Source organism: Micromonospora sp. CP22, from assembly GCF_009712475.1.
In the GTDB taxonomy this organism is placed as follows: Bacteria; Actinomycetota; Actinomycetes; order Mycobacteriales; family Micromonosporaceae; genus Micromonospora.
Map to the genome: position 1 here is coordinate 1 of NZ_VCJO01000018.1, position 23,349 is coordinate 23,349.

At 65.7% G+C, this 23,349-nt stretch carries 20 protein-coding genes and 1 pseudogene; 2 read left to right on the forward strand and 19 right to left on the reverse strand.

The features are described 5' to 3' along the window. Nucleotide 1: 1 nt before the first annotated feature. The 13 genes from FF096_RS22165 to FF096_RS22220 all read right to left on the reverse strand — a co-directional run bounded on the left by FF096_RS22165 (nucleotide 2) and on the right by FF096_RS22220 (nucleotide 17,491). Nucleotides 2-1,045: a hypothetical protein gene (locus FF096_RS22165; protein ID WP_155221493.1), complete on the reverse strand. Its 1,044-nt coding sequence runs from the start codon at nucleotides 1,043-1,045 to the stop codon at nucleotides 2-4. Nucleotides 1,046-1,201: 156 nt separating this feature from the next. Next, the gene (locus FF096_RS27545) at nucleotides 1,202-1,414 is read right to left on the reverse strand and encodes a GIY-YIG nuclease family protein (protein ID WP_375335370.1); all 213 of its coding nucleotides are present in this window, start codon (nucleotides 1,412-1,414) and stop codon (nucleotides 1,202-1,204) included. Next, the gene (locus FF096_RS22170; RefSeq protein ID WP_155221494.1) at nucleotides 1,354-1,926 is read right to left on the reverse strand and encodes a hypothetical protein; all 573 of its coding nucleotides are present in this window, start codon (nucleotides 1,924-1,926) and stop codon (nucleotides 1,354-1,356) included. The genes FF096_RS27545 and FF096_RS22170 overlap by 61 nt, the downstream gene beginning before the upstream one ends. Continuing rightward, nucleotides 1,902-2,243 carry an endonuclease NucS domain-containing protein gene (locus FF096_RS22175; protein WP_155221495.1) on the reverse strand — a complete coding sequence of 114 codons (342 nt, stop codon included), beginning with the start codon at nucleotides 2,241-2,243 and terminating at the stop codon, nucleotides 1,902-1,904. The genes FF096_RS22170 and FF096_RS22175 overlap by 25 nt, the downstream gene beginning before the upstream one ends. A 192-nt stretch (nucleotides 2,244-2,435) precedes the next feature. Then, nucleotides 2,436-3,155: a M48 family metallopeptidase gene (locus tag FF096_RS22180; RefSeq protein ID WP_155221496.1), complete on the reverse strand. Its 720-nt coding sequence runs from the start codon at nucleotides 3,153-3,155 to the stop codon at nucleotides 2,436-2,438. After that, nucleotides 3,142-6,228 (reverse strand): type I restriction endonuclease subunit R, encoded by a 3,087-nt coding sequence (locus FF096_RS22185; RefSeq protein WP_155221497.1) that lies wholly within the window; start codon nucleotides 6,226-6,228, stop codon nucleotides 3,142-3,144. The genes FF096_RS22180 and FF096_RS22185 overlap by 14 nt, the downstream gene beginning before the upstream one ends. Further along, nucleotides 6,225-7,370, reverse strand: a complete 1,146-nt coding sequence (locus FF096_RS22190) for a restriction endonuclease subunit S (RefSeq protein ID WP_155221498.1) — start codon at nucleotides 7,368-7,370, stop codon at nucleotides 6,225-6,227. Before FF096_RS22190 ends, FF096_RS22185 begins: the two co-directional genes overlap by 4 nt. Beyond that, nucleotides 7,367-9,781, reverse strand: a complete 2,415-nt coding sequence (locus FF096_RS22195) for a type I restriction-modification system subunit M (protein WP_255456689.1) — start codon at nucleotides 9,779-9,781, stop codon at nucleotides 7,367-7,369. The genes FF096_RS22190 and FF096_RS22195 overlap by 4 nt, the downstream gene beginning before the upstream one ends. Nucleotides 9,782-10,334: 553 nt before the next feature. Beyond that, nucleotides 10,335-12,695 carry an AAA family ATPase gene (locus FF096_RS22200; protein WP_155221499.1) on the reverse strand — a complete coding sequence of 787 codons (2,361 nt, stop codon included), beginning with the start codon at nucleotides 12,693-12,695 and terminating at the stop codon, nucleotides 10,335-10,337. Between the two features lie 772 nt (nucleotides 12,696-13,467). After that, nucleotides 13,468-14,940, reverse strand: coding sequence for a tyrosine-type recombinase/integrase (locus FF096_RS22205; protein WP_309223761.1), 1,473 nt, complete (start codon nucleotides 14,938-14,940; stop codon nucleotides 13,468-13,470). Beyond that, entirely contained in the window at nucleotides 14,937-15,341 is a 405-nt protein-coding gene (locus FF096_RS22210) for an AlpA family transcriptional regulator (RefSeq protein WP_155221500.1), read from the reverse strand. Before FF096_RS22210 ends, FF096_RS22205 begins: the two co-directional genes overlap by 4 nt. Beyond that, the gene (locus tag FF096_RS22215; protein WP_155221542.1) at nucleotides 15,316-16,233 is read right to left on the reverse strand and encodes a DUF2637 domain-containing protein; all 918 of its coding nucleotides are present in this window, start codon (nucleotides 16,231-16,233) and stop codon (nucleotides 15,316-15,318) included. The genes FF096_RS22210 and FF096_RS22215 overlap by 26 nt, the downstream gene beginning before the upstream one ends. Nucleotides 16,234-16,603: 370 nt before the next feature. After that, a complete protein-coding gene (locus FF096_RS22220) occupies nucleotides 16,604-17,491 on the reverse strand; it encodes a replication-relaxation family protein (RefSeq protein WP_309223762.1) in 888 nt (295 codons plus the stop codon). A gap of 523 nt (nucleotides 17,492-18,014) precedes the next feature. Between FF096_RS22220 and FF096_RS27550 the strand changes: the two are divergent. Then, nucleotides 18,015-18,504, forward strand: a pseudogene (locus FF096_RS27550) (HAD domain-containing protein). 108 nt (nucleotides 18,505-18,612) lie between these two features. Here FF096_RS27550 and FF096_RS22230 read toward each other — a convergent pair. From FF096_RS22230 to amcA (FF096_RS26405), 6 genes are all read right to left on the reverse strand, one after another. Further along, the gene (locus tag FF096_RS22230; RefSeq protein WP_309223763.1) at nucleotides 18,613-19,182 is read right to left on the reverse strand and encodes a kinase; all 570 of its coding nucleotides are present in this window, start codon (nucleotides 19,180-19,182) and stop codon (nucleotides 18,613-18,615) included. 15 nt (nucleotides 19,183-19,197) lie between these two features. Continuing rightward, nucleotides 19,198-19,860, reverse strand: coding sequence for a pentapeptide repeat-containing protein (locus FF096_RS22235; protein WP_155221501.1), 663 nt, complete (start codon nucleotides 19,858-19,860; stop codon nucleotides 19,198-19,200). Between the two features lie 65 nt (nucleotides 19,861-19,925). Further along, nucleotides 19,926-20,108 carry a multiple cyclophane-containing RiPP AmcA gene (gene amcA, locus FF096_RS22240; protein WP_155221502.1) on the reverse strand — a complete coding sequence of 61 codons (183 nt, stop codon included), beginning with the start codon at nucleotides 20,106-20,108 and terminating at the stop codon, nucleotides 19,926-19,928. Continuing rightward, on the reverse strand, nucleotides 20,105-21,241 hold the full coding sequence (gene amcB, locus FF096_RS22245; RefSeq protein WP_309223764.1) for a cyclophane-forming radical SAM peptide maturase AmcB: 1,137 nt from the start codon (nucleotides 21,239-21,241) through the stop codon (nucleotides 20,105-20,107). The genes amcA (FF096_RS22240) and amcB overlap by 4 nt, the downstream gene beginning before the upstream one ends. After that, nucleotides 21,238-21,585, reverse strand: coding sequence for a hypothetical protein (locus FF096_RS22250; protein WP_309223765.1), 348 nt, complete (start codon nucleotides 21,583-21,585; stop codon nucleotides 21,238-21,240). The genes amcB and FF096_RS22250 overlap by 4 nt, the downstream gene beginning before the upstream one ends. After that, a complete protein-coding gene (amcA, locus tag FF096_RS26405) occupies nucleotides 21,582-21,746 on the reverse strand; it encodes a multiple cyclophane-containing RiPP AmcA (RefSeq protein WP_196222611.1) in 165 nt (54 codons plus the stop codon). Before amcA (FF096_RS26405) ends, FF096_RS22250 begins: the two co-directional genes overlap by 4 nt. 370 nt (nucleotides 21,747-22,116) lie before the next feature. On the opposite strand from amcA (FF096_RS26405), the gene FF096_RS22255 reads away from it, so the two are divergent. Continuing rightward, nucleotides 22,117-23,343, forward strand: a complete 1,227-nt coding sequence (locus tag FF096_RS22255) for a helix-turn-helix domain-containing protein (RefSeq protein ID WP_196222612.1) — start codon at nucleotides 22,117-22,119, stop codon at nucleotides 23,341-23,343. Nucleotides 23,344-23,349: the final 6 nt, after the last annotated feature.

Consider the following 23,349-nt stretch of genomic DNA (forward strand, 5'->3'; position numbering starts at 1 on the left):
TCTACTCGATTCCTGGCTTGGAACTCGTCGGGAGGGTACGCCTCCCGACGCTCATCCACAGGTTTCGAGCATTGCTCGTTGCGAAGGGCGGCTGGTTGTCGATCCACAGCAACGCGGAGAGATCAGCAGGCATGACCCATCGCGGCGGATGGGCCAAGTTGATCTTTTGCGCGCCAATGAACGCATCGCCGATGTTGAACTGGAAGCTGATCGTAGGCTCGCCGGCAATCAACCTGTCTACGTCATCCAGGTCTACCCTGGTGAAGCGGTGAGCGCCGGCGGCGATCACTAGGGGAACGTCGTAGCGGGCCGCCAGATCCGCGTACTTGCGCACCTTGTCGTTGACCGCCCGCGTCAGTCGTGCGGCATCGACAGGGCCAGCTACTCCACTCGGTGCGGCGAACTGTGCGAATAGTCCATTAGCCGAGGCAACCGGGCCGAAGCGATCGGCGAGCACCAGGAAGGTGTATCCGTAGGCGGTGATACTGGTGGCCGATGGGGACTGCAGCAGGCGCTGGCGTACCTCTTGGGCGACCTTCTTAGCCGTGCCGGCGTCGGGCACCTTGGGCGGCATGTTGCCGGCCTTGAGAACGAGCACAACACCGACAGAAATCTTCGCGATGCGTTGTTCAAGCGCCTTCCAGGCTCGTTGGCGTGCGAACGTCTCTCGTGGAGGCTGGTCGGTGTGGACCTCGACGAACATGACCGGGTCGTCGTCAGGCGATAGCACCGTCCAGTCCGGTGTCAAGCCACCGTACTGGCGTTCGTACGCAACGAGGTATCCCGCTGACCGCAGCGCAGCGCCCGCTGCCAACTCCATCGTGACGGGCCAGAAGAACTCGTCCTTCCAGAGCCTGCCGGCTAGCTGCTCGGCGTCAGAGGAAGGGAGCAGGGCGAGCTGCTCGTCGTACCAGTCCCGCCAGTGCTGAAATTGCGGCTCGACTGCGATGTCAAAGGTCAGCCGGCGGCGGTCGGAGGGCAGGTCGCCGAACTGTTGTCGGTGGCGCGCAACGAAATCCGGCCCGAAGAATTTTCCAGACGTCACAGGCTGATCATCAGCCCGGCGTCAACCAAATCTCGCTGAGGGGCTCGTCCCGGGACGGACGCCGCGGAGCGCAAGCTGCGTCACCCCGCCGCCGACTCACCCTAGGTAGCTTCAGCTTGACACCTCGCTGCGCCGCAGTGCCGCGGAGACGGAGTTTCAGGTGTATCTGCGCCGAAGCTCCGTAATGCGAGCCCGGATAGCCGTCCGAGACATGCCTTTGAGGTTGAGGACCGGGTCCATCTCCCCCAGTACGGCTTCCTCGAGTCTGCCGAGGGTGTCCGCGTCGTCGCAGGGCACCGTGATGACTCTCAGGTGGTCATACATCCAGTTGGTGAGGTGGTTCTCGTCGATGCGGTCGAGGCCTGCCACGTTCGCCAGGATCGAGCCGAGCGTGCGGTCCAGTCCGGGTCGGCTGCCAGTTGCGCGAGGACATGCGGATGCCCCAACTGGATCTGGAAGGAGTTGAACGATCGGCACAGCCATCCCTGTGCGCGGTGCTCCGCCTCGTACCCAGGTGGTGCGTCGGAGACGTCGGGTGCTTCTTCCTCCCATCCGTCATCGTCCGCGGTGCCGCACCCGACCTCGTCGCCGCTGTCCACATCAGAAACGAGTGGCGGCATCCGACCGAGCACGAGATATATGCCTGGGTCGTACGTCGAGTGAGCGACCTCGAAGCCGACCACGTGGCGTACGCCGGCCGCCTGCAACTCACGTAGGGCCCAGCGCCAGATCGCGTCGAGGTTGCCGGTACGCGTCTGTACCAGCAGCTGAATTGGGGTCAGCTCCTGAACAATGGCCTCTGCCAGCGGCTGCACCGGGCCAGCACCGATCGGAGTCACTCCGTCAGCGTCCAGCGTCAACCGGTACCCACGTAGATCCATGGACCACTCCCGGGCCGCCTGGCTGAACGCGGCATGCAGCCCGCGCCATTCCACCGCCGCGAGAACCACGCGGACGTCAGCTCCACATACTTGTGCAGCTCGTGCAGCGCCACCTCAGCGGCGGCTTCCGTACGCTTCAACTCGATAATCACGAAGCTGCCGGTGGTGTCCCGTGCGAGGATGTCGATCCGTCCGCCAGCGCCCACCCGGCTTGGCAGCCGATACGCCGTGGCAACGCACTTCAGTCCCGGCTCGATCAGGGCGAGCCGGGACGCCAGAGCGTCCCGGACGGCGTTCTCATGGACCTTTCCGCTCATCTCGCCGCCTTCAACCGTCCACGCTTCGGCTGTGTCTCCCGGGTATGAGGGTCAGTTGACGCCGGTTGAACTGCTGGGCCGCTGGGGCGTACCTGGGATATCCGGTCGAGCGTAGTGAGGTGAACCGACTGGAGCCCGTACTCAGCGACTGCACCCGTCGAGCACCCGATATCGCCTTCGCGAGTCCGAACCTCACCAGGTCTCCTCGGCTAGAGGAGCATCGTTTAGCTGGTCGCGAAGACTCCGCCAGCTGGGCATGAACCGGTCCATGAGCTTGGTGAAGCGCGGGCCGTGGTTGCGTTCAAGGTGATGCGTCATCTCATGGACGACGATGTAGTCCAAGCAGTCTGGGTTCTTCTTGGCAAGCTCAACGTTGAACCAAATGTGCCCGCTCTCCCGGTTGCATGACCCCCACTTGGTCTTCATGCGCCTGATTGTCCATCGCGGCACCGACACTTCCAGGATCGGTTCCCACTTGGCAATGAGGTTTGGAATCGCTTGTCGTAGCTGCTCCCGATACCACCGATCGAGCAACTCACGTCGTCGTTCAACTGTGGTGCCTTCCGGGACGTACAGCAGCAGCCGTTCGCCGTCTACCTCGAAGTGCGTCCGCCCTGGGCGCTCTATGACCTTCATTCGGTGGCGAACGCCCCAAACATAGTGGGACTCGCCTGTGACCATCTCTCGCTCGGACTGGCGCGCGGCCGAGCGCAGCTGCTCACGCCGGTGTTTGATCCACGGCAACCGCTGAATCACGGCCAATCGAACGTGCTCGTCGTCAAGCCTGTGTGGAGCTGCGACCCGGACCCGCCCGAGTGGCGGATAGACGCCGATGTGCAGGTTCTTGATGTCCTTGTAGATGACTTCAACGTCGATGCCAAGGACCGTCAGGTGGGCGCTAGCGGTACTCATAGCGTGCCCGTACCAGCTCGAACAGTTCATCAAGGCGGTCGAAGTCATCCGGCAGCGCCCGAGCGATTGCGCGCTTGACCTTCTTTTCCTTGATCGGGTTACCTACCCACGAGTCCGGCTTAGTGTGTCGGATCGTCATGTCGATCTCGACAGCGATCTCGGTTGAAGGCCAGAAGAAGTCGATCAGGGCTCGGCGAGCACCGTTATTGGCCCACTCCGGGTATTCGGTGTCGGACTCGCCCTTGCCGAGCTTGGTCGCGTGCTCCAGGAGCTTGGCGAGGTAGTCCTTATAGTTCAGTGCTCCCAGACGCCGCTCTTCGAGGATGGCGTCGAGCAGTTCGGACATCTTGTCGTAGTACTTAGGGTTCATTGCGCGCTCGTCAATGATCACCTTGCGCATGTTGTTGGTGATCGTCTCCGCTACCGCTTCAGGGTCCTTCTTGATTCCTGCGGGAAGCCTGTCGAGCGCACCGGCACCCATCTGCACAATCAGCTGAATAAGCCCGGCGTCCTGGAAGTCGGACACCACCTCCGAGGGTTTTGCGCTGATGTACGTGTCGAGCAGGTGGCGCATGCCAGCCTCGTACTGCTTGAAGTCGACGTTCTCGCCGGCGCCCAGCTTGACCTCGTCGCGCACGTTGGCATAGTGGTTGATCTCGTCCTTGATCGCTGCGGCTTCGGCATCGCTGTAGCCAGCGGCGTTCATCTCGTTGGCGAGGTTGCCGTACGCGCGAGTCACGGCTGCCACAGCCTTATACAGCGCCACGCGCTTGGGCTCGTTGGCCTTAAGCTGCTCGGCGTTGCCCTGCTCGCGGGCACAGAAGTACTGCTGGTACTGCAAGGTGTTCTTCGGCGGCTCGACCGGCTCACACAGTGCCCGGATCTTCTCCAGAGCTTCGTCGAGGTCTTCGCGGGCCTTCTCGATCCGGTCGGACAGCAGGCCCTCGATGTCCTTCTTCTCGTAGCCTTCCAGAGCGCCACCAGTGTAGTCGGTGATCGCGGACTCAAGCGAGTTGAACAGGTCTCGATAGTCGACGATGTAGCCGTAGTCCTTGTCATCGCCGTCGAGCCGGTTGACTCGGCAGATGGCTTGGAACAGCCCGTGATCCTGCATCTTCTTGTCGATATACAGGTAGGTAGCGCTTGGGGCGTCGAAGCCGGTCAGGAGCTTGTCGACGACAATGAGCAGGCGCATCTGACCGGGATGGTTGATAAAGCGGTCCTTGACGTCCTTCTCGAACTGCTCGACCTTGGCCATCGCCTTGTCGGCAGGCTCGTTGAAGTGGTCGGCGAGCATCTGCCGATAGATCTCGTACTGGCGCAGTCGCTCGGTGGCGCCGTGGCCGGAGTCTTCCTTCGCGATATCGCCAGCCTGCGGCGCGTACGACGTGACGATGGCGCACTTGCCCTTGAACCCGGCCTGCGTGAATAGCTCGTAGAACTTGCACGCCTGGTAGATGCTCGAACTGACCAGAATGGCGTTGCCGCGGCCATCCGACAGGCGCGGCTTGATCTCCATATCGAGCAGGATGTCGTTGACGATCTGCCGGGCACGCGGCTCCGAGCTGACAACCTTCTGCATGGTGCCCCAGCGCTTCTTGAGCTCAGCGCGGGATAGGTCCGTCATGCCCTTGGTCTTGGCTTCGAACCACTTGTCAACCTTCTCGGGTGAGGTCAGCTCCTGGTCGATGTTGCGCGCCTCGTAGCGCAGGTCGAGCACAACGCCGTCGGCCACACCCTCATCGAACTTGTAGGTGTGGATGAAGCTGCCGAACTTTTCGATCGTGGTGGCCTTGTCGGCCTTGAGCAGCGGCGTGCCGGTGAAGCCGATGAACATGGCACCCGGCATGAGCGCCTTCATGGCGTCGTGCATCTTGCCCGACTGGGTCCGGTGAGCCTCGTCAACGAAGACGAAGAGGTTGCCCTTGGCGCGGAAGTCCTTGGGGACGGTCGCATTCAGCTCGCGGATGAACCCGCTCTCGGCCTGGTCGCGGGCCGACTCGTCCTCCGAGCCGCGGAACTTGTGGACCAGCGAGCAGACCAGCCACTCCTCGCTCGTGTTGAGGGTGGTCAGCAGGTCGGCGCCGCTCTTGGTCCGGTAGATCGACTCGTTGACACCACGGAAGACCTTCTCGATCTGCTCGTCCAGCTCGGTGCGGTCGGTGATGAGCAGCACGCGGCCATCCGGCTGGTTCTCGCGAATCCACTTGGCCAGCCACACCATGGTCAGCGACTTGCCGGACCCCTGCGTGTGCCAGATGATGCCACCCTCGCGCTTGGCGATGCGCTCCTGCGCCGCCTTGACGCCGAAGTACTGGTTGTGCCGGCAGGTCTTCTTCTGTCCCGCGTCGAACACCATGAAGTCGTGGACCAGCTCAAGCAGACGCTCTTTCGAGCAGAGCTGGGTCAGGGAACGATCGAGCGGGTCGGCGATGTCAGACGGCTCACGCCACGCCAGCCAGTACTTCTCCGGCGTGTCGATGACGCTGTAGCGCAGCCCTTCCACGTCGTTGCCAGCCATCACGAGCTGCACCGTCGTGAAGAACGACCGGATGAACTCGGGACGCTGGTTCCCGTAGCTCTGCCGGATGCCCTCGGAAACCGCGACCTTCGAGCGCTTCAGCTCAAGCGTCCCGAAGGCGATGCCGTTGACGTACAGCACGATGTCAGGGCGCTTGGTGTGCTGCCCGAACACCGTCACTTCCTCGGCCAGGGCGAAGTGGTTGGCCTCCGGGCGTGCCCAGTCGATGAGCCACACCGTCTCCGTCTGCTCGCCCACACCGGGCTTGACCTTCACCCCGTAGCGCAGCAGGCCGTAGACGTCACGGTTCGCTTCGTACAGGTCACGGCCACCACCGAGCGAGGCGTCGCTCTTCAGTTTGTCGACCGCCTTGTTGATGAGGTTGTCGCTGTAGCCGCGAGCACGGAGGTTTTGCGCAAGCAGTTCGACCTCGACGTTCGAGTTCCCGTCGCGGTACTCCCAGTTGCCGAGGTACTCGTAAGCCAACGAATCCCGAAACAGCTCAATGACGCGGTCTTGAGCCTTGCGCTCAGGTTGCCCGACGTTACTCATGACGCAGCCTCCACTGGCAAACGAGTAGAGCCAGTCAGGAGCTCCTGCATCATTCCAGCCTTTATCGCACGAGCCTTAGCGATGCGAACCTCCAGTGCGTTGACCTCTGCGCCTGCGTCATCGATGACCGACGCAATCGCACGCTGCTCGGCGTCGTCGGGAACTTCGACCTCGATCTTGCTGTACTCCGCGATCCATCGTCGCTTGTGGTCGACGACTGGGTAGTCGATCAACTGCATCCGTTCATACATGTAACGAAGATTCACACCCGAGCGAGCGCTCAAGATCTTCATTGCCGAAGACTTCGCCTTGAACGGAAAGGTGACGAACTTTGATGCCGTAGTAAAGTCATCGAAGATGATTACCGGCACCGAGTAGTAAATGCCGTGCCTCTCCGTTGTGCGGCCAAGGACGAAGGTCTTACCGGCAGTCAGAACTGGCGTACCGACATCACCGTACTCGGTGCTCGACACCAAATAACGGCCAGGCTGCTCGTACGCCAGTAGATCACCAAGTCGCCTCAGCTCCCAATGTTCCGTGAAACCAGGGAGGCGGGTCGTGCCGGTCAGGAGCTGCTGCATCATGCCATGCTTGATTGCCTGCTTCTTGGCAATCATCCGCTCCAGCGTGGCAATCAAGTCGTCTACGTCATCTAGCGCGCGACCGATCGCCCTCTGCTCACGCGAGGGTGGGACGGTCAGCCGGTACTCGGACAGCTCTGCACGGTTAATCTTCGGGATCCCGCTCCTCGCAGACACACTCGTTGCGAAGTTCGTGAAGTCGCTACCAAGAATCGTGTGCAGAACAAAGGAGGCGTCGACGCCTGGCCGCGGGGTGAGCGGATACATGTCTGCGCTGCAGAGTGCGTCGAAGTCGCACTTGTATGCCTTCTGCAGGTATGGGCGAATCTTGCTGTAGATGACGTCTCCGGGCTTCACAAGGTACTTGCCGCTGATGGCACCTTGCGCCGCTGCCGACTCCTTCTTGAGCAAGCGTCCCGTCTGAGAAGCCAAGTGGTCCGGTGCGATAAGCGGAAGGTTCCGATACGCAGGTGCCCGGGGATCGACTTGGCCGCTCTTGATCGTCACCAAGTCGAGCAACGCCATCTCGTTCCACGTTGACAAGGTGGTCAACGAGGTCATGACTCGACCCCCATGCCTGCCAGGTGAGTGGCGACCTTCGCTTCGAGCCTCTCTAGTTTGGCATCGAGCGTACTGACGGTCTCGGCGTACCGTTCACCAAGTACCTGGATCCGCGCAACCAGGGCAAGCGTCAGCGAGCTGCCCACGTGGGCAATGCGATCCGCGACCGTGGCGTGCCACTTGTCGTCGAGCACAAGCTGCTTGATCTCGGGCAGCGTGAGGTCGCCGTACTTCTTGAGGGTCGCCAGATCGAGCGCGGCCTGGGCCTCCTTGGCAGCCTTTTTGGCGATGGCTTCATCGTTGTACAGCTTGATTAGGTGTTGGAGAGCCTTGATCTCTTCTGAGTCAGCTTCTTCGTGCCGGGCTACCTTGAGCCGCGTCGAAGCGAGCACCTTTGAGATCTTGCCGTCGTCCATCGCCTCGGCGAGCAAGCCGTCTTCGACAGCGTGCTCCTCGACGTACTCCTCGACGGCGCGGCCGGCTTCCTCGGCCGCCGCGTTCAGCGTGTCGACCTCGGCCTGCTCGTTTGCAAAGTAGCGGGCGACGACGAGCGCAGGCGGGATGAGGTCCATCTTGTACTTCGTGGCACTACGCCCTGAGCCAACGACTAGGTCCGGGGTTTCGGAAAGCTTGCGCTCCTTGTCCTCGATGGTCTTGCGAGGTTTTGCCGCATCGAGCCACCCATCGTTCATGATGAGGAAGACATCGTCGTGCATGACGCCGTGCCAGTACGTCATAAGCTGCTCGTAGACGTCGTACTCGTCGAGCAGTGGGGTGTCCTTGAACCGGGCCAGTAGATCGTCGCTGATGTGGGCGATCAGGTCCTTCGGGACGGTGTTGGCGTCGATCGCTTGCAGGATGGGCCGGTGGGCTGCGAACCAGTCGTCAACCTGGCCACGCACATCGGTAGCGAACTTCTGGAACTCGTCGGAGTCCAGGATGGTCTGCTGCACCTCGGTTACGCCGACCGCAAGGTCGCTGTAGCCGGGGCGGTTTGGCTCGAAGAGCGTGGCGCGAAGGCTCGGGAACGCCTCCCAGTACCCGCTCAGCGCGTCCAGGTCGCGGTCCGGGATGCCGCCGTGCAGGTGGGCGTGGAGGTCCTGGATGTCCTCCGGTTCGGAGGAATCGATGTAGCGCGGGATGTTGAGGTTGTAGTCGTTCTTCGGATCGGCAATCTCGTGGAGCGGCACCATGCGCGAGTAGCGCTCGATCTCAATCTGCCGATTGAAGACATCGACGATCTTGTGTATGTCTTGGCTTCGGAGGCGGTTCTTGTTGCCGTCCTTGATGAATCCCTTGGATGCATCGATCATGAAGACGCCGGTCCGCGCCTGGGCATTCTCCTTGTCGAGGACGACTATGCAAGCCGGGATGCCGGTGCCGTAGAAGAGGTTGGCGGGCAGGCCGATGACGGCCTTAATGTAGCCACGGCGCAACAGTTCCTTACGAATGCCGGCCTCAGCGTTACTACGGAAGAGCACACCGTGCGGCAGGATGACTGCGGCCTTGCCGTTGCTCTTGAGGGACTTGAGGATGTGGAGCAGGAAGGCGTAGTCGCCGTTCTTCGCCGGCGGCCGGCCGAACTCGAAGCGGCCGTACTCGTTCTCTAGGCCGTTGCTCCACGACTTGATCGAGAACGGCGGATTGGCGACGGCGAAGTCGAATGTCCGCAGCTGTACGCCCGTGATCAACTGCGGGTTGGTGATCGTGTCGCCCTTGCGGATGTCGGCGTCTTCGTTGCCATGGAGGATCATGTTCATCTTGGCTAGCGCCCAGGTCGCGTTGTCCTTCTCCTGGCCGTAGATCGTGATGCCCCGTGGCGCCTCGTCAGCCACCTTGAGGAGCAACGAGCCCGACCCGCACGTGGGGTCGTAGACCGTGTGGTCCTGCCGGGTGTCCGGTCCGATGCCGACGACCTTGGCGAGGACGCGCGAGACCTCGGCCGGGGTGTAGAACTGCCCCTTCGACTTGCCCGACTCCGTGGCGAAGTGCCGCATCAGGTACTCGTAGGCGTCGCCGAGCAGGTCATCGCCCTCGGCGCGGCTCCCTCGGAAGTCCAGGTCAGCGAAGATCGTTACCAGCTTGGAGAGCCGGTCCTGCATCTCCTTGCCCTTGCCGAGCTTCTCCTCGTCGTTGAAGTCGGCCAGGTCGATGACCTTCTCGAGCCCGTTGGCCTCGGCGAGCCTGCCGATAATCTTGTTGATCTTGTCGCCGATCTCCTTGTCACCCTTGAGGGCGACCATGTCATCGAACGACCCTCCTGCGGGGACCTCGATCAGCGAACTTCGGTCAGACTTGGCCTTGTCCGTTACGTACTTCACGAACAGCAGCGTGAGGATGTAGTCCTTGTACTGGCTGGCGTCCATGCCGCCGCGGAGCTCGTCGCAGCTTCGCCAGAGTGAGCTATACAGGTCCGACTTCTTGAGAGCCAACGTCACGTCACCCCCTTGTCCACGTCGAGAGCAGAGCCTGCCCGGGAGCCGCGATGGGGCAAAAGTGCGACTTGTCCATGCCGAGGCGTCCATCCTTCACATGCCGCTGAGCGACAGATTCATCACAGTGAGCAACGCCTGAACTGCGTGCCCTAACGATAGCGTCGGGCACTGACGAGGGCTCACCCCGATGCCGGCCAGTCCGGCCCTGTTCCTTTGGCTTGGAGTGCGGCCAGCGGGCGGCACTGCCGGCTGACGCAACATTACTGGCGATGTGTGAGCAGCCCCTCGGACTACGCCGGCTTGGTCGTGCCACGACGCCGAGGGACGACGGCGACGGTGGATTCGGCGGCGGCGTGGGATAGCTCGGGAGGACATCGCCCGCCGCAGATGCCCCGGACGTAGTTCCGTCTGGGAGCATCTGGCGAACTGCAGGGATTCCGTAGGACGTGCGGATCATAGGGCTACGAGGAACGGCCGCTGACCGGCGGGGCTCGGTCGTGTCGACGCGCGTCTACCTGGGCGCGCTCGGCTATGCCTCTTGGGCCTCGTTGATCTCGCGATATACCAGCTTGTCGAGGGCGCTCCGGAAGCCGGGGAAGTCAGGGATCGGTTCGGTGGGCTCGTCGTCAAGGGTGAAGTCTCGGCGTACGCTGCGGATCTGGCTTTTCAGATCCTCGGCGTCGACGGAGCTGTCGAGCCCGGTCTCGATATCGTCGAGCAGCAGGAGGGCGGCCTCGCGGCTGGCCCAGGTGGGGTGATCAAGTAGGAAGGAGCGCTTGAGCCGCTTGATCTTCGCGCTGGTCTTCTCTGTGGCGGCCTCCCGCAGTGCGCGCCGCTGGAGCTGTCGAAGTTCTCGGAAGAGGACACGAAAGTTGGCGTCCATACTCTCTGCCGCCTGGGTGAGGTCGTTCTCGTAGCGGACGACGTCGAGCACGCTTCGGGCGAAGCCGACCTTGTCGAGGTGGAAACCGTCGACCAGTCTTGCTGCCGCGCCTTCGAGCGCGTCGTGGGTGCCTGCGCAGTCACCGAAGGTGATGTCCTTCGGTTTGAGCGCCTGGAGCTTCTGTGCCTGCTGCGGGTCGAGGAACTCGGCGGCGTAGCGCTTGACTGCGGCGATGCCGATAGGGGCGGGAACGAGGTCTTCGATGGCGGTGACGCCGGTCGGGTTCGAACTGGTGACGGTGTCGGCAGGGAGGTCGCCCAGTTGCAGGATGAACTCCGGGTCGATGACAGGCTTGCCGTTCGGGCCCTTCTTGAGGGACTTGACCGCCTGGTTTCCGGCGGTGTCGCTGTCGAGCAGGACGATGACTGCCGGGCGGTCGACATCGCGGCCTCGGGCCAGGTACAGCATGTACGGAATGTGTTGGGCTGACCCGGCGGGGACCAGGGTGAGTGTGTTGAGGTCGAGGTTGTCCATGTCGGCGGTCTTCTGCCACCGAAGCCGGGCGGACATACCGGCGAGCAGGACCTGGTCGGAGGTTCCTTCCAGCATCAGGTTGCAGTTGCTGATGAACGTGGTCTCGGCGACGAAGCTCCCGAACGCCGAGCGCAGCGGCTCGTAGTGATTGCGGGCGGCGTTCCGGACCACACGCGTGCCCTCGTCGCCTTCGCCCTTCTCCAGGACGCGGATGCGTTCACCGTGGTTCTTGTCGATCAAGAACGGTGAATGGGTCACGTAGACCACCTGGCACGGTTGCCGGTCAGGGTCCTGCGGGTCGGCGAAGTCCTCGAAGATGCGCAGCAGGTCCTGCTGACCGGTGCTCGATAGGTAGGCGTCCGGCTCGTCCATGAGCAGGATCTCCGGGATGCCCGATTTGGGTGGCTCGTGGGCAAGGTACTGCACGAAGTAGCTCAGGAAGTACTTCAGTCCGCCGCTGCGTTCATCAGCGGAGTACTCCGTGCCAGTGCGGTCGCGGATGGTGAAGACCAGGTCCTGGTCACGGAGGGTCAGCAACAGCTTAAACTCGTGGTCCTGTGACCACCATTTCGGGAAGTTCAGCGATGCGGCCAAGGCTCGGTTCATCTGTTCCACGATGCCGTTGGCGAAGCCGTCACGGCCGTCCTCGACGGCCTTGAGGAGTTCCTTGAAGGCGATGCGATCGATCTTCGCGACCTTGAGGAGCAGGTCGTCGGCCAGTGCCAGTTGACGTTCGTGTTTCTCGGTCTGGGTGTTCGCTGCCGTGAACGCGCTCACCAGTTGAGGGGCGGCCGTGGGCACGGCGTCGGCGTTACCGAACAGGGAGGCGGCGTTCTCCATGATCATGGAGAGGAACGCGTACCGCTCCTTGCGCGGGCCTGTCTGTATGGAGGTCTTGGCCTCGGCCAGGTACTTGATCGGCACGCTCTCGGGCAGCGCGACTTTGGCGTCGATCTCGAACGAGCGAGGCAGGACGCTGTCGAGGGCCTTCTTGTCCTTCACCGCGACCTGCTGCCAGCCCTCCGCCTCCGGCAGGTAAATAACGGGATCCTTGCCGTTGAAGCGGAACAACAGGAAGCTGTCGATACCGTCGTGGGAGGTGCTGATCCTGCCAGCTTTCGCCACGGCGGCGCGGTCCTCGTCGTCCAGGTGCTTGAACTCCAGACCGAAGTCGGGAAAGGCCATCGACTTGTCGACGGCGAAGAACTGCGAGTAGCGACAGAAGTCGCTGCGCTCGATGTCCAGGCCGGTGAGAGCGTGCTTGACAGCGGCTAGGAGCTGGCTCTTACCGGACTCGTTCGCACCGACCACGGTGGTGATCCCGTCTTCCAGCGGCACCCGGACGAACGGGTACTGCAGATCGCGCGGTTCGAGGACGTCCCATGGGTCCGGAGCGAAGCCTTCATGAGCCTTGCGGAGGTAGTCGTAGTTGAACGAGCGGTAGAAGCGGATGTAGACGGCAGAGATGAACATCCATCCCCCCTCTCAGCTCGGTGGGGGTTGCACGACGGTGCGCCATAGTACTGGCCGGGCACGACAGCATCGATCGGCTTTCTCCCGGGCCGTAGACAGGCTGGGTGGGCCCGGCCGCCGAATCGGTGTCGCAGAGCACGATCATGACGCGGCGATCGTCGTCGACGGCAACGGCGGCGTGCTCCAACGCGACCCGCCGGATCGCGCCTTGGCCGAACAGCGCGACCAGCACAACGCTGCCGTACCTGTCAGTCCTCGCTCCGCTCTCGCAGTTGCTGATGCGGCGTCGCAAAATCATCAGCTCCTGCGACCGTTGGGCCGCCTCCTGACGCCGCCCCCGCCGCGGTTCAGCCACGCCGGAGCAGCACTGGCCACCACAGAGACGGCCGTGCCGCCGACCAGGCTGGCGCGCTCGATTGGCAGGCAGAGCACCAGACCAAGCACACCGCCGGCCACCAGGATGATGACAATCCCGCAGATTGCGCCTGCGCGATGATGGGTGGGCGAGGGACGTCGGGACATCTGTTTCAACTGGCCGCAGAGTGGCTTGGCCAGGCGCGCAGCTTGAGCCGGTTTCGAATGCCAACGTGAGGCAATATCCGCGTTCACAGCCGGGCGGCCGGCCTCCTGGCCACCGGGTCTCCGTAGCCATCAGCGACGGATCGAGTGATCTGCGGTTCTCCTCATCGAGGTCAAGACGCTGATACTGCGTAGGACCAGCCGACGACATCGTCGGCTGGCCCCTGCGACTGATAGGCGGCGAACCTGCGACCTACACCGGCCTTGCGGTTCCACCGCGCCGTGGGACGACGGCGGCGGTTGCTTCGGCGGCGGCGTGAGAGAGCTCCGGGAGGACGTCGCCATAAAACTTGGCCGTGAAGTGAGGGCTGGAGTGACGGAGCCGGTTGGAAATGACCTTCATTTGAACGCCGGCGGCTAGACCCATGGTGGCGGCGCCGTGGCGGAGGTCGTGGAGCCGGATGGGTGGTAGCCCGGCCTGGGTGGCGAGGTGGTGGAAGTGGTCCGTGACGTCGGCAGGGTGAAGGCGCCCACCCGCCGGGGTGGTGAACACCAGGCCGGTCTTGGTCCAAGCCGCCCCGGCCGCGAGGCGTTCGCGGTGTTGCCGGGCACGGTGGGCTCGCAGCACCGCCACGGTCTTGGTGTCGAGAGCGACCGCAGCCTCGCTGTCGGTGGTTTTCGGGGTGTCGATGGCGGTGGCCCAGCCGTGTTGGACGAGTTGCCAGCGGACCGTGAGGGTGTGGGCGTCGAGGTCAAGGTCATCCCAGTGCAGGCCGCAGGCTTCGCCTCGGCGTAGGCCGGTGAAGGTGATGAGGTGGTAGAGGGCGTAGAGCCGGTCGTTGGCGTCGTGGGTGTGGTCGAGGAATCTGCCGGTGTGTTCGGGGGTCCAGATCATGACGGGGCTGGGGGTCTTGCCGGTGTCGCGCCAGGTGCGGATGCGTTGGTCGGTCCAGACGGTGGGCTTGGGCGGTCGGGCTGTGGGTAGTTCGACCATGAGGGCAGGGTTGGTGTCGATGTAGCGGTGGCGGCGCATCGCGTCGTTGAGGGCCTTGCGCAGGGTGGCGTGGATCAGGTGCACGGTCCGTGGGCCGACGATCCGCTGGTTCTTGACCTGGTCGCGTTTGGCGGGGTCACGGCTGGCGCGCAGGGTTGCGACGGTGGTGTTGCGTTCGGCAATGGCGTCGTACATGGCGTCGATGTGACCGGGCCGGAGCCGGTCGATACGCAGGTGCCCGATGTGCGGGATCAAGTACAGCCGGATGTGCCCTTCGTAGGAGCGCAGGGTGCCTGCCTTGATGTTCTTGCGTCCCGCCAGCCAGTCGGTCAGATACACCTCCATCGTCGGGAGTTCGGTCGGGGTGATGTCCAGGTGCAGCGCCCGTCGAACCTGATCCGGGGTGGGCACGGGCGCGCCGGTCTTGACGGCGGCCTCAATCAAGTCGCCGGTCTTGACGGTCGTGTGCGGGTCGGTGGGATCGGGGACAGCGAGCGCGGCCCGGATGCGATCCAGGACAGCGTCCGCGTCAGCCTGGGTGGCATAGGGGCCGTGGCGCAGTGGGCGGCGGGTGCCGTCGGCACGGGCGGGTACCTCGATCTGCCAGTGCCAGTGGCCGTGGGTGCGGGACCAGCCGCCGCCGGGCCGGCGAAGCTGGGGACAGGAGCGTCCCAGTCGCCGGCCCGTGACGCTGTCGCGGCAGCCGCAGCGTTTGAAGGTGGATCCCTTCACTCATCGTCTCCTGGATGCTTCGTATGGTGCCGCCAGCGATGTCGGGTGGAATCCGCTGGTGGCGGGGTCATCGCATCCACGCTCACCGTCGCGTCGGCTTCAAGTCGCCCGCCGCCGGTAGCGGCGGGGTCGGGTTGAAGGAGGTGAAGCAGGGCGGCGACCGGGACGATGATGCGGCTGCCGGCCCGGATCAGCGGTATAGGGAACTGGTCGGTGGCGGCAAGCCGGTACGCCTGGGATCGGCTGATCCCGAGCACCGAGGCGGTGGTGGCGAGGGTGGTGGTCACCCCGAGGGCACGGATGCGCTCAACCGTCCACACCTCCCCGACGCCGGGCACGGTGGTGGTGCTGTCGGTCGTGATGCGGGTGGTCTCGTCATCGTGATTCGTTGAGCTGATCATGATCAGGCTTCTCCTGGCTGTGAGATGGATGGCTGTGCGGTAGGAGCGGGGTGATCCCGCCGGGGTCGACCGGCGTAGGGGTGGCTGCTCGGGCGCCATTGCGGCGCTCCGGTGACAGAGGCGGTGGCGTCGGTTTGGTCGGCTCGACCGGGTCGACGGCCGTTACGGGTGCGGTCGGCGGCTCGGTCTTGAGAGTCTTGAGGAGTTTGGATACTCGGGTGTTGGACACGGTGTGACCGGCTGCGCGGAGGGCTTCAGCGAGCGCTGCCCGGGTCAGTGTCTGCCCGTCCGCGGCGAGCCGGTCCCGGACCATACGCGCCGCCGGCAGCAGCTCGCCAACGTCGCCGGACGGCTGCGCGGACCGTCCCCGGTCCGCTCGCTGCTGCCGGTCCCGTCCGCCACTCCGGCGACGAGCATCCGGTGAGCGGACGGTCCCGGTGCTGGACCGCTCCCCCGCCGTGACAGCGGACCGCACCGTCTCGTCCGGTCCGCTGTCCGGACCGGTCCGTCCGGCCTCGTCCAGTCGGCGGTCCCCGACGGTCCCGGTGTTGGCGGGCATGGCGGTGCTGGTTCGGCCGAGGGCGATCTTGACCATGACGAGGAACCCGAGCGCGGGTACGGCGGCGGCGACCCAGCCGATGATCGAGGGTTCGGCCTCGACGACCTGCGCCGCCAGGGACAGGGTGACGGCGCAGGCCAGCACGGTGGCTGGGAACACGGTGGAGGTGTGGGCGCGTTTACGGCGTCGGAGTTCCAGGCCGGAGGCGATGGACATCAGCTCTAGGACGATCGCGTCGGCCCAGGCCAGCCAGCCGGGTTGACCGTGCGCGGCGGCGACGTTGTGCACATGGGTGAAGCTGGCCGCCCCCGCTGCGCCGCCGATGGCCAGCATGATGACGACCTGGACGCCGCCCTCCACGCGGTTATCGCGCGGACTGGTGTCCGGGTCAGAGGTCGGTGCTGTCGTGGCCGATCACCTCCTCGACCCGGACCGGGGTTCCGGTCCGTCCGCCAGCGGTAGGCGGCAGGACCGAGTAGCGGACCGACCCGACGTCGGATAACCATCTGGACGGGGTCCGGACGCTGGACGCGGACGCCCCACCGCGGACGCGGGACCGGGACGCGGTCTGGCCGGACGTCCGGTGCTCTCACGGATCTGTCAGCACCGGCCGAGCCGCTCACGACAGATCCGTGACAGACGCCGAACCTCGCTGTCCGCTCCGCAGCGGAGGTACTGTCCGCCGCCGTCGTGCCGTCGCCGATCACGCCGCCTCACCCGCCCCGCTGGAGGCGTCGACGGAGTACCCGGCGAGATCCGCTAGCCGCAGCCGCTGCCCTTCCCCGCCGGCCACGGCCCACACCGCCTCCGCTGGGCCCAGGCCGGCCGTCGCGGCGTGGTCGCTGGCCCCGGTGGCGACCGGCACCGACAGCGGCACGTCGGCCAGCACGCGGCGTAGGTTGCGCTCGCGGGCGGCCGAGGGCAGCCAGAACAGCACCGGCCACGCCCGCTCGAGCGTGCCGAACAGCTCCTGATAGCCGTCCACCTTGCCGGCCAGGATCGACAGCTGCTCGGCGCCGGTGTCGTACTCGACGAAGAACGGCACCTCGACACCGTTCTCGACCCACCGGCCGTAGCCGTCCGGGCGGACCCGCGGCTGATACGCCCGCACCAGCCCCGGATCGCTCCGGCTGGTGAACGTCCCGGCGTGCTGGCACACCGCCTCCGGCAGCCACTCCACCAGGCCGGTGCCCGGGTGGGTGCGGGCGTGTCCGGCCAGGTCGGTGAAGAAGCCGTTCACCCCGAGGCGGTGAGTGAGGCTGCGGGTCGAGGTCCAGCGCCGCCGCTCTACCCGGGCGTGGTCCCGCCGGGGTGGGCGTTCGTCGCGGCTGGCGGCGACGACCTCGGCGCCGAGTTGGTCGATGACGTAGTGGTACGGGTACGAGCCGCCGTCGGCCCGCTGGGGGCGGAACCGGGCGACGAGGCGCAGCCGGTGCAGGGTCCGCAGCCGCCGCTGGCAGAAATCGAGGGATGGGAACAGTGCATTCGCGATCTGGAACGACGTCAACACGCCGTGGTCGTACAACCAGCCCAACAGCACACGGTCACGGCCGGTCAGCTGGGACTGGACGCGGAGGACCGGATCATCCACCGGCTTCCACCTCCTTCCCCAGTAGGGAATGCCAGCCCCAGGGGGAGAGACCCGAGACCAGGCAGGGTCTGTCGCAGGACAAGCCGACGACGCTGACAGACGAGCTGACCTGCAGTGTGAGAAGAAGTAGGGGGTCGGTTCGGGGGTCCGGCTGAAGACTGACGTCAACGCTGACGCCAAGCCCGACTTCCGAACGGGGATCAAGCCGGAACTCGTCACTGCCAATGCCTACGGCAGTCGTTGAAGGTGTCGACGGAAGCACGAGAACTCCTTGGTTGAGGTGTGGATGTATGTAGTGCTGATGGCGTGGGCCGGTCACCACAGCGCCGCCGAAGCGGAAAGGCCGGTGAGAGGCATCCCGGCACCGCCCCTGCCGCGGTGGGGGTCGGGGTCAGCGGCGCGTGACTGCCCGCCGCTGGGAGCAGCAGCGAAACGAATGGCCTTGGGGCAAGCGCGCGGAGGTAGCCGTTGGCGGGGTGAGGGCTAGCCTCTCGCGGTCATGTCCGCCCCTGCACCGCGTCCCTTGCTGTTCCTCGACGTGGACGGCACCCTCATCCCGTTCGGCACACCCGCGGCGGCCGGGCCGGGCATGTCGCATGGCCACCCCGAGGCGCCGGCTCTACCGGCCGACGCCCATCTCTTGCTGCACAAGGTCGATCCGGAACACGGCCGCCTGCTGGAAGGCCCTGCCGTGCGATCTGGTGTGGGCGACGACCTGGATGAGCGACGCGAACCACGTGCTCGCACCCCTGCTCGGGCTGCCGCCTCTGCCCGTCGTGGACTGGCCCGACTCCGACGAGGTGGGCGTCCTGCACTGGAAGAGCCGTGGGCTGGTCGAATGGGCGCAGGGACGCCCTTTCGTTTGGGTCGACGACGAGATCTCCCACGCCGACCAGCGGTGGGTGTCGACTCATCACCCAAGTCCGGCCCTGCTGCACCGGGTCGATCGCCGTCGCGGGATGACCAAGCACGACTTTGCGGTCATCGAGAGCTGGCTCAGGCGAGCACGGTAGGGCGACCTGCATTCCGTGGCAGTCGCCGTGCTGGGCCGGCTGCCTGGCCCTCACCGACGTTGGGGACGGTGCGCCGGAGCGGCGACACCGGTAGCCGTCGGAGCTGCTCTACGGGGACGGAAGGTTCAGTAGCAGGTCGTCGTCGCGTCCGTTCTGGGGTAGCCCAGCGGCAGCCGCAATGGCGTCGACCGCCTCGTTCAGTCCGGTGGTCTCGGGTAGGACGAGTTCGCCCTGCCAGCCCAGGACGTCGTGGGTGGCGTACCAACCGCTCATGTGCTCGGCGGTGAACTCTCTGACCTGCGGGCGGGTGAGGTGCCGGCGCAGGGTCTCGGGCAGGGACACGTCGAGGTAGCAGAACAGCGACCGGCCGCGGTGGTCGTCCCGCAGGGCGGTCAGCAAGCTGCGGTAGCGGCTGGTGTGCATGATGCCTTCCAAGACCACGTGGTAGCCGTGGTCGAGAGCGAACCGAGCCGTCTGCGCGATAAGGGCGGGTGCGGCGCCGCCGGGCAGGTCCCGTTCGCGCAGCAGGATGCGGCGTAGGTAGTCCTGCTCGACCAGGGCACAGCCCCGGCCGTGCCGGCGTCGTAGCTCGCGGGCAATGCTGCTCTTGCCCGAGCCGGAGTTGCCCCGGATGCAGACGAGGATCGTGTCCGGGCTGCCGGTGGGTTCAGCGACCACGATGCATCCTCTGCTTCAGTCGTTGCGGACGGTGAGGTCGAGGGCGGCGACGGTCAGCTGGGTGAGGTCAGGAAGTTGGTCATCGCCGAGGGTGACGCCGCGCAGGTTATCCAGGGGCGTCTTGAGGCCCTGGAGGCGGCTGCCCCGCAGGTCGGTGCCGTCGAGGTGGCAGGAGTCCAGTTCCAGACCGGCGAGGTCACACGACCGCAGCGCGATGCGCGGTAGTCGGCAGGATGACCACGCGCCGTTGGTGAGAGTGCAGTCGGTGAAGGCGACCGAGCTGGCGGCGGTGACGCGTTGGAAGGTGGCGTAGTCGAAGCGGCAGCCGTCGAACAGGACGTCCTTGAGGCGTACGTCGGTGAGTCTGGTGCCGGTGAACCGGGAGCCGGTGATCGCGCACCGTTCGATGGTGATGCCGGTCAGGGTCGTGCCGGAGAAGTCAGTCCGGGTGATCTCGCAGCCGTAGAGGCTGCCGGCTTCCCACGTGCTCTCGCTCAGGTCCACACCGGTGATCAGGCTGCTGCGGATGCTGAGGTCTTCAAGGTGCACGCCGCGCCACGCTGCGCCCTCAACCAGGACCTCGGTGAGGCTGTCGGCCAAGTCCGTCGTGGTGTCGAGGTCGTCCGGTTCGAGGTCCGGCAACAGGACCTTCACGTCGCCGATCGTGCTGGTGCGCATGTGTCCTCAACCTGTGCGGGCGCGGGGTGGGCACGCCACCCCGCGCGTCCCCGTGGTGGGGGCGGCTACTTCTTCTTGTTCCAGTTGTCCCAGCCGGGTCGACTGTCGAACTTACCCTTGTTGTCCCAGGTGGGGCGGTTGTCGAACTTCGCCGCGTCGATCGACGCTATCGACCGCTGCGGGTCGACGCCGAGGCGGGCGAGTTGCTCGGGTGCGGCGTGAACGAGGACCGCGAGTGCGTTGGTCATGGTGCTCCTCCGTAAGGGGTGAGGTGGTCCGCGGCGGAGCGGACGAGGGCCTGTCGGGTGGTCCGGCAGTAGGTCGTTTCTCGGGCGGTAAACGTGGCGTGCTCGAAGTAGCGGTTGCCGGCCTGGGCGCCCCGGCAGAAGTCGTAGAAGGCGCAGCGGTCGGCGCAGTCGTTGAGGGCCGTTACGAATTCGGCGACGTACTCCAGGTCGCTGGCGCGGGCGAGCATGGCGGTGATGGGCTGATGGAGGACGTTGCCGGCGATGAAGTCGCCGTATCGCGGCTCGGTGATGCCGAGCAGCTCCGGTGACAGCAGGACCACTTGCCCGTCCCAGGAGACGGTCGGAATCGGCTCGTACGGCGCGTGGTCTACGTGTCCGGCTCGGGTGGCGGCGAGATAGTCGGCCAGCCGGTCCACGTCGCGGATCCGCAGCGGGTTGCCGCCGACGCGACGTTTGATGAGTTGCTGCCAGAACCGGTACGCCGCATCCTCCGACACCGGTGCCCGGTCGGCGCCCTCCTGCTCTTCGATGTTGAAGCCCACCGACTGACAGCCGGGCAGGCCGGTGAAGAAGTCGACGAGGGCTCCCGCATCGTCGATGGTTTCCGGGGTGACCACACAGATCACCGAGTACGGCACCCCTGCGTCGGCCAGGGTCTGCATGCCGCGCAGGGTTCGGGCGTCCGTCGGGTTGCCGGCCCGGTCGAGGCGGTTCCGGTTCAACGCGCCCGGTCCGTCGATGCTGACCCCGACCTCGAACCCGTAAGCGGTGAACAGCTCGCACCACTGTCGGTTGATCAGGGTGCCGTTGGTTTGGATCTCGTGACGCACCATCCCCGCACGCCGCAGCTCCTCGAACGGGGCCAGCAGGCCCCGGAAGAGCCCTATGGGTGTGGCGGTGGGTTCGCCCCCGTGCCACACGACACTCACGGGGTGACCGCTGTTCTGCTGGGCGATCGACTCGACGCAGGCCTGCGCGACCGCGCCGCTCATCAGGCGCAGGGATCTCCGGTCGGGCAGGTAGCAGTAGGTGCAGTCGAGGTTGCAGAAGGTCGTTGGCTGCACGACCAGGGTGTGGAAGCTGCCGGCGATCGCCGGCTGGCCGGTGGCGTTGATGAGGCCGATGCCGTTCACGAGGGGGCCTCTTCGATGCTGAAGTCCGTGGGGGTACTGACGCGGTAGGCGTGGGTGTGGCCGGCGGGCCAGCCGAGGAACCGGTCGAACATGTCGGCAGCGGTGCCCGTGACGCTCGGGTTGAGCCGGTGCAGGTCGTCGATCGCGTCGTGCAGGCAGCTGGCCAGGTAGAGGAACAGGCTCACCGGCGCTTCGCGGTACTCGGCCAGGAGCGCGAGCTTCGCCGCGCCGCAGGGCCACGGCTGCCCGCACCGGCGGCACAGCCACAGCGGGCGCATCGGCAAGTGTTCCACCTCGACTGGCGCGAGCCGGTTCGCCGCGAGACGGCGTTGCGGCCCGGTCACCGGCGACCGCCTTCGCGGGCTTGCTGCTCGAACAACCGACGCCACACGAAGGTGAGAAGCGGCGGGTCAGCAGGCCACACCTGCCCCGGCGAGGCCGTCCACCTGGGCTCGGGGTGCCGGGACTGGCTGGCCATGGCGTTACGCGAGACGTACACCGTCATGCCGCCACCCCCACCAGGGACGATGAGCGGCGGGCTCGCCGGGGGAATGGCGAGCCCGCCGCCGCACCACGGCGGCTGGGAGCAGACCGCCGATCACCCACCCGCGCAGCCCTCATGGCGGTACGCAGGCGGGGAAAGCGCCGAGACAGTTCGCTCCCGGAAGGGCCGAGCCAGCGGCCCAAGCCGTGGTGTGGTGCGCCGCTCATCGATCCCTCCATCTGCAGCTCCCTGTCAGTCATCCCTGACACCGGCATCGACACACGCCGGTGATCCGGGGTGAACTGAACGTAGGGGCGGTCCGTCCGGAGGACCGGGAAAATCCGTACCGGGTCCGGCGGCCTTCAGCGGGCAGGGTGATGGTGTGCGAGGGATGACGGACGACATGACGATCGGCCAGCGCGTCGCCTTCTACCGGCGTCGGCGAGGGCTCTCCCAGGAGGTTCTGGCCGGTCTGGTCGGCAAGACGCAGGAGTGGTTACGCAAGGTCGAGACGAACCGGGCCGACCTGGACCGGCTGTCGGTCATACGCGCGATCGCCAAGGCCCTCGACGTGTCCCTCGGCGACCTGATCGGCGCCCCGAGCCTGTTCGAGTGGTCGGACGACTCCGGACGCGAGACCATCCCCGCCTTGCGGGCCGCGCTTCACGACTATCGTCACCTCGCGCCGGCGCTTGCCAGCACGGGAGACGTCGAGGCACCCGCCCTGCGCGAGATCGAGAACGACGTCGCCGAGATCTGGACCGCCTACCAGCACTCGCGGTACGGCACCCTTGCCCGCCGACTGCCCTACCTCATCCACGACTGCCTCACCGCCACCGAGGCGTACGACGGAGACGACGGCCAGCGCGCGCACGCGATGACCGCATACGCCCACCAGCTCGCCGCGTTGTTCCTCACCAAGCTGGGCGAAGGTGACCTCGCGTGGACCGCCGCCAGCCGAGGCTTGGCCGCCGCCAACGCCAGCCACGACCACGTCGTCATCGGCTCACTTAGCCGCTCCGCCGCGCACTCGCTCGCCTCCATCGGCGAGTACGCCCAAGCCCTGGGCCTCGCCGCCACGGCGGCGCGGTTCCTGGAACCCCGGCTCGTCAGGCCGACTCCGCAGCTGCTGTCGGTCTACGGCAGCCTGCACCTCGTCTGCGCGCTCGCCGCCGCCCGAGACGACGACCGCGCCTCCGCCGACACCCACATCACCGAGGCCGATACCGCCGCACAGCGGCTCGGCGCCGACGGCAACCACGTGTGGACCGCGTTCGGGCCGACCAACGTGTCGATCCACAAGACGACCGTGGCGATGGAACTCGGCGACGTGCAACGCGCCATCGCCATCGGCGCCCCACTCGACACCAGCACCGTGCCCGTCGAGCGGCAGGTTCGACACGCCATCGAAACCGCCCGAGCCCTCGCCCGATGGAACCGCATCGACGACGCGCTCGCTGCGCTCCTAGACGCCGAGACCCTCGGGCCCGACCAGGTGCGCTACCACCAGCTCTCCCGCGACCTCGTCCGGGACATCCTCACCCGCCCCCGGCCACCACGACTGGCCGTCGAACTCAGCGACCGGATGGGCGTCCGGACGGGAGGACCGCGCTGGTAGCTGGGC

Excerpts from the sequence above, each read along its gene's own strand:
- FF096_RS22170 (WP_155221494.1), bottom strand. The coding sequence starts at position 1,926 with ATGGATCTACGTGGGTACCGGTTGACGCTGGACGCTGACGGAGTGACT.
- FF096_RS22175 (WP_155221495.1), bottom strand. The coding sequence starts at position 2,243 with ATGAGCGGAAAGGTCCATGAGAACGCCGTCCGGGACGCTCTGGCGTCC.
- FF096_RS22180 (WP_155221496.1), bottom strand. The coding sequence starts at position 3,155 with ATGAGTACCGCTAGCGCCCACCTGACGGTCCTTGGCATCGACGTTGAA.
- FF096_RS22185 (WP_155221497.1), bottom strand. The coding sequence starts at position 6,228 with ATGAGTAACGTCGGGCAACCTGAGCGCAAGGCTCAAGACCGCGTCATT.
- FF096_RS22190 (WP_155221498.1), bottom strand. The coding sequence starts at position 7,370 with ATGACCTCGTTGACCACCTTGTCAACGTGGAACGAGATGGCGTTGCTC.
- FF096_RS22200 (WP_155221499.1), bottom strand. The coding sequence starts at position 12,695 with ATGTTCATCTCTGCCGTCTACATCCGCTTCTACCGCTCGTTCAACTAC.
- FF096_RS22210 (WP_155221500.1), bottom strand. The coding sequence starts at position 15,341 with ATGATCAGCTCAACGAATCACGATGACGAGACCACCCGCATCACGACC.
- FF096_RS22215 (WP_155221542.1), bottom strand. The coding sequence starts at position 16,233 with ATGCTGGCCATCGGCGGCGCAGCGGGGGCGGCCAGCTTCACCCATGTG.
- FF096_RS22235 (WP_155221501.1), bottom strand. The coding sequence starts at position 19,860 with ATGCGCACCAGCACGATCGGCGACGTGAAGGTCCTGTTGCCGGACCTC.
- amcA (WP_155221502.1), bottom strand. The coding sequence starts at position 20,108 with ATGACCAACGCACTCGCGGTCCTCGTTCACGCCGCACCCGAGCAACTC.
- amcA (WP_196222611.1), bottom strand. The coding sequence starts at position 21,746 with ATGACGGTGTACGTCTCGCGTAACGCCATGGCCAGCCAGTCCCGGCAC.
- FF096_RS22255 (WP_196222612.1), top strand. The coding sequence starts at position 22,117 with ATGACGGACGACATGACGATCGGCCAGCGCGTCGCCTTCTACCGGCGT.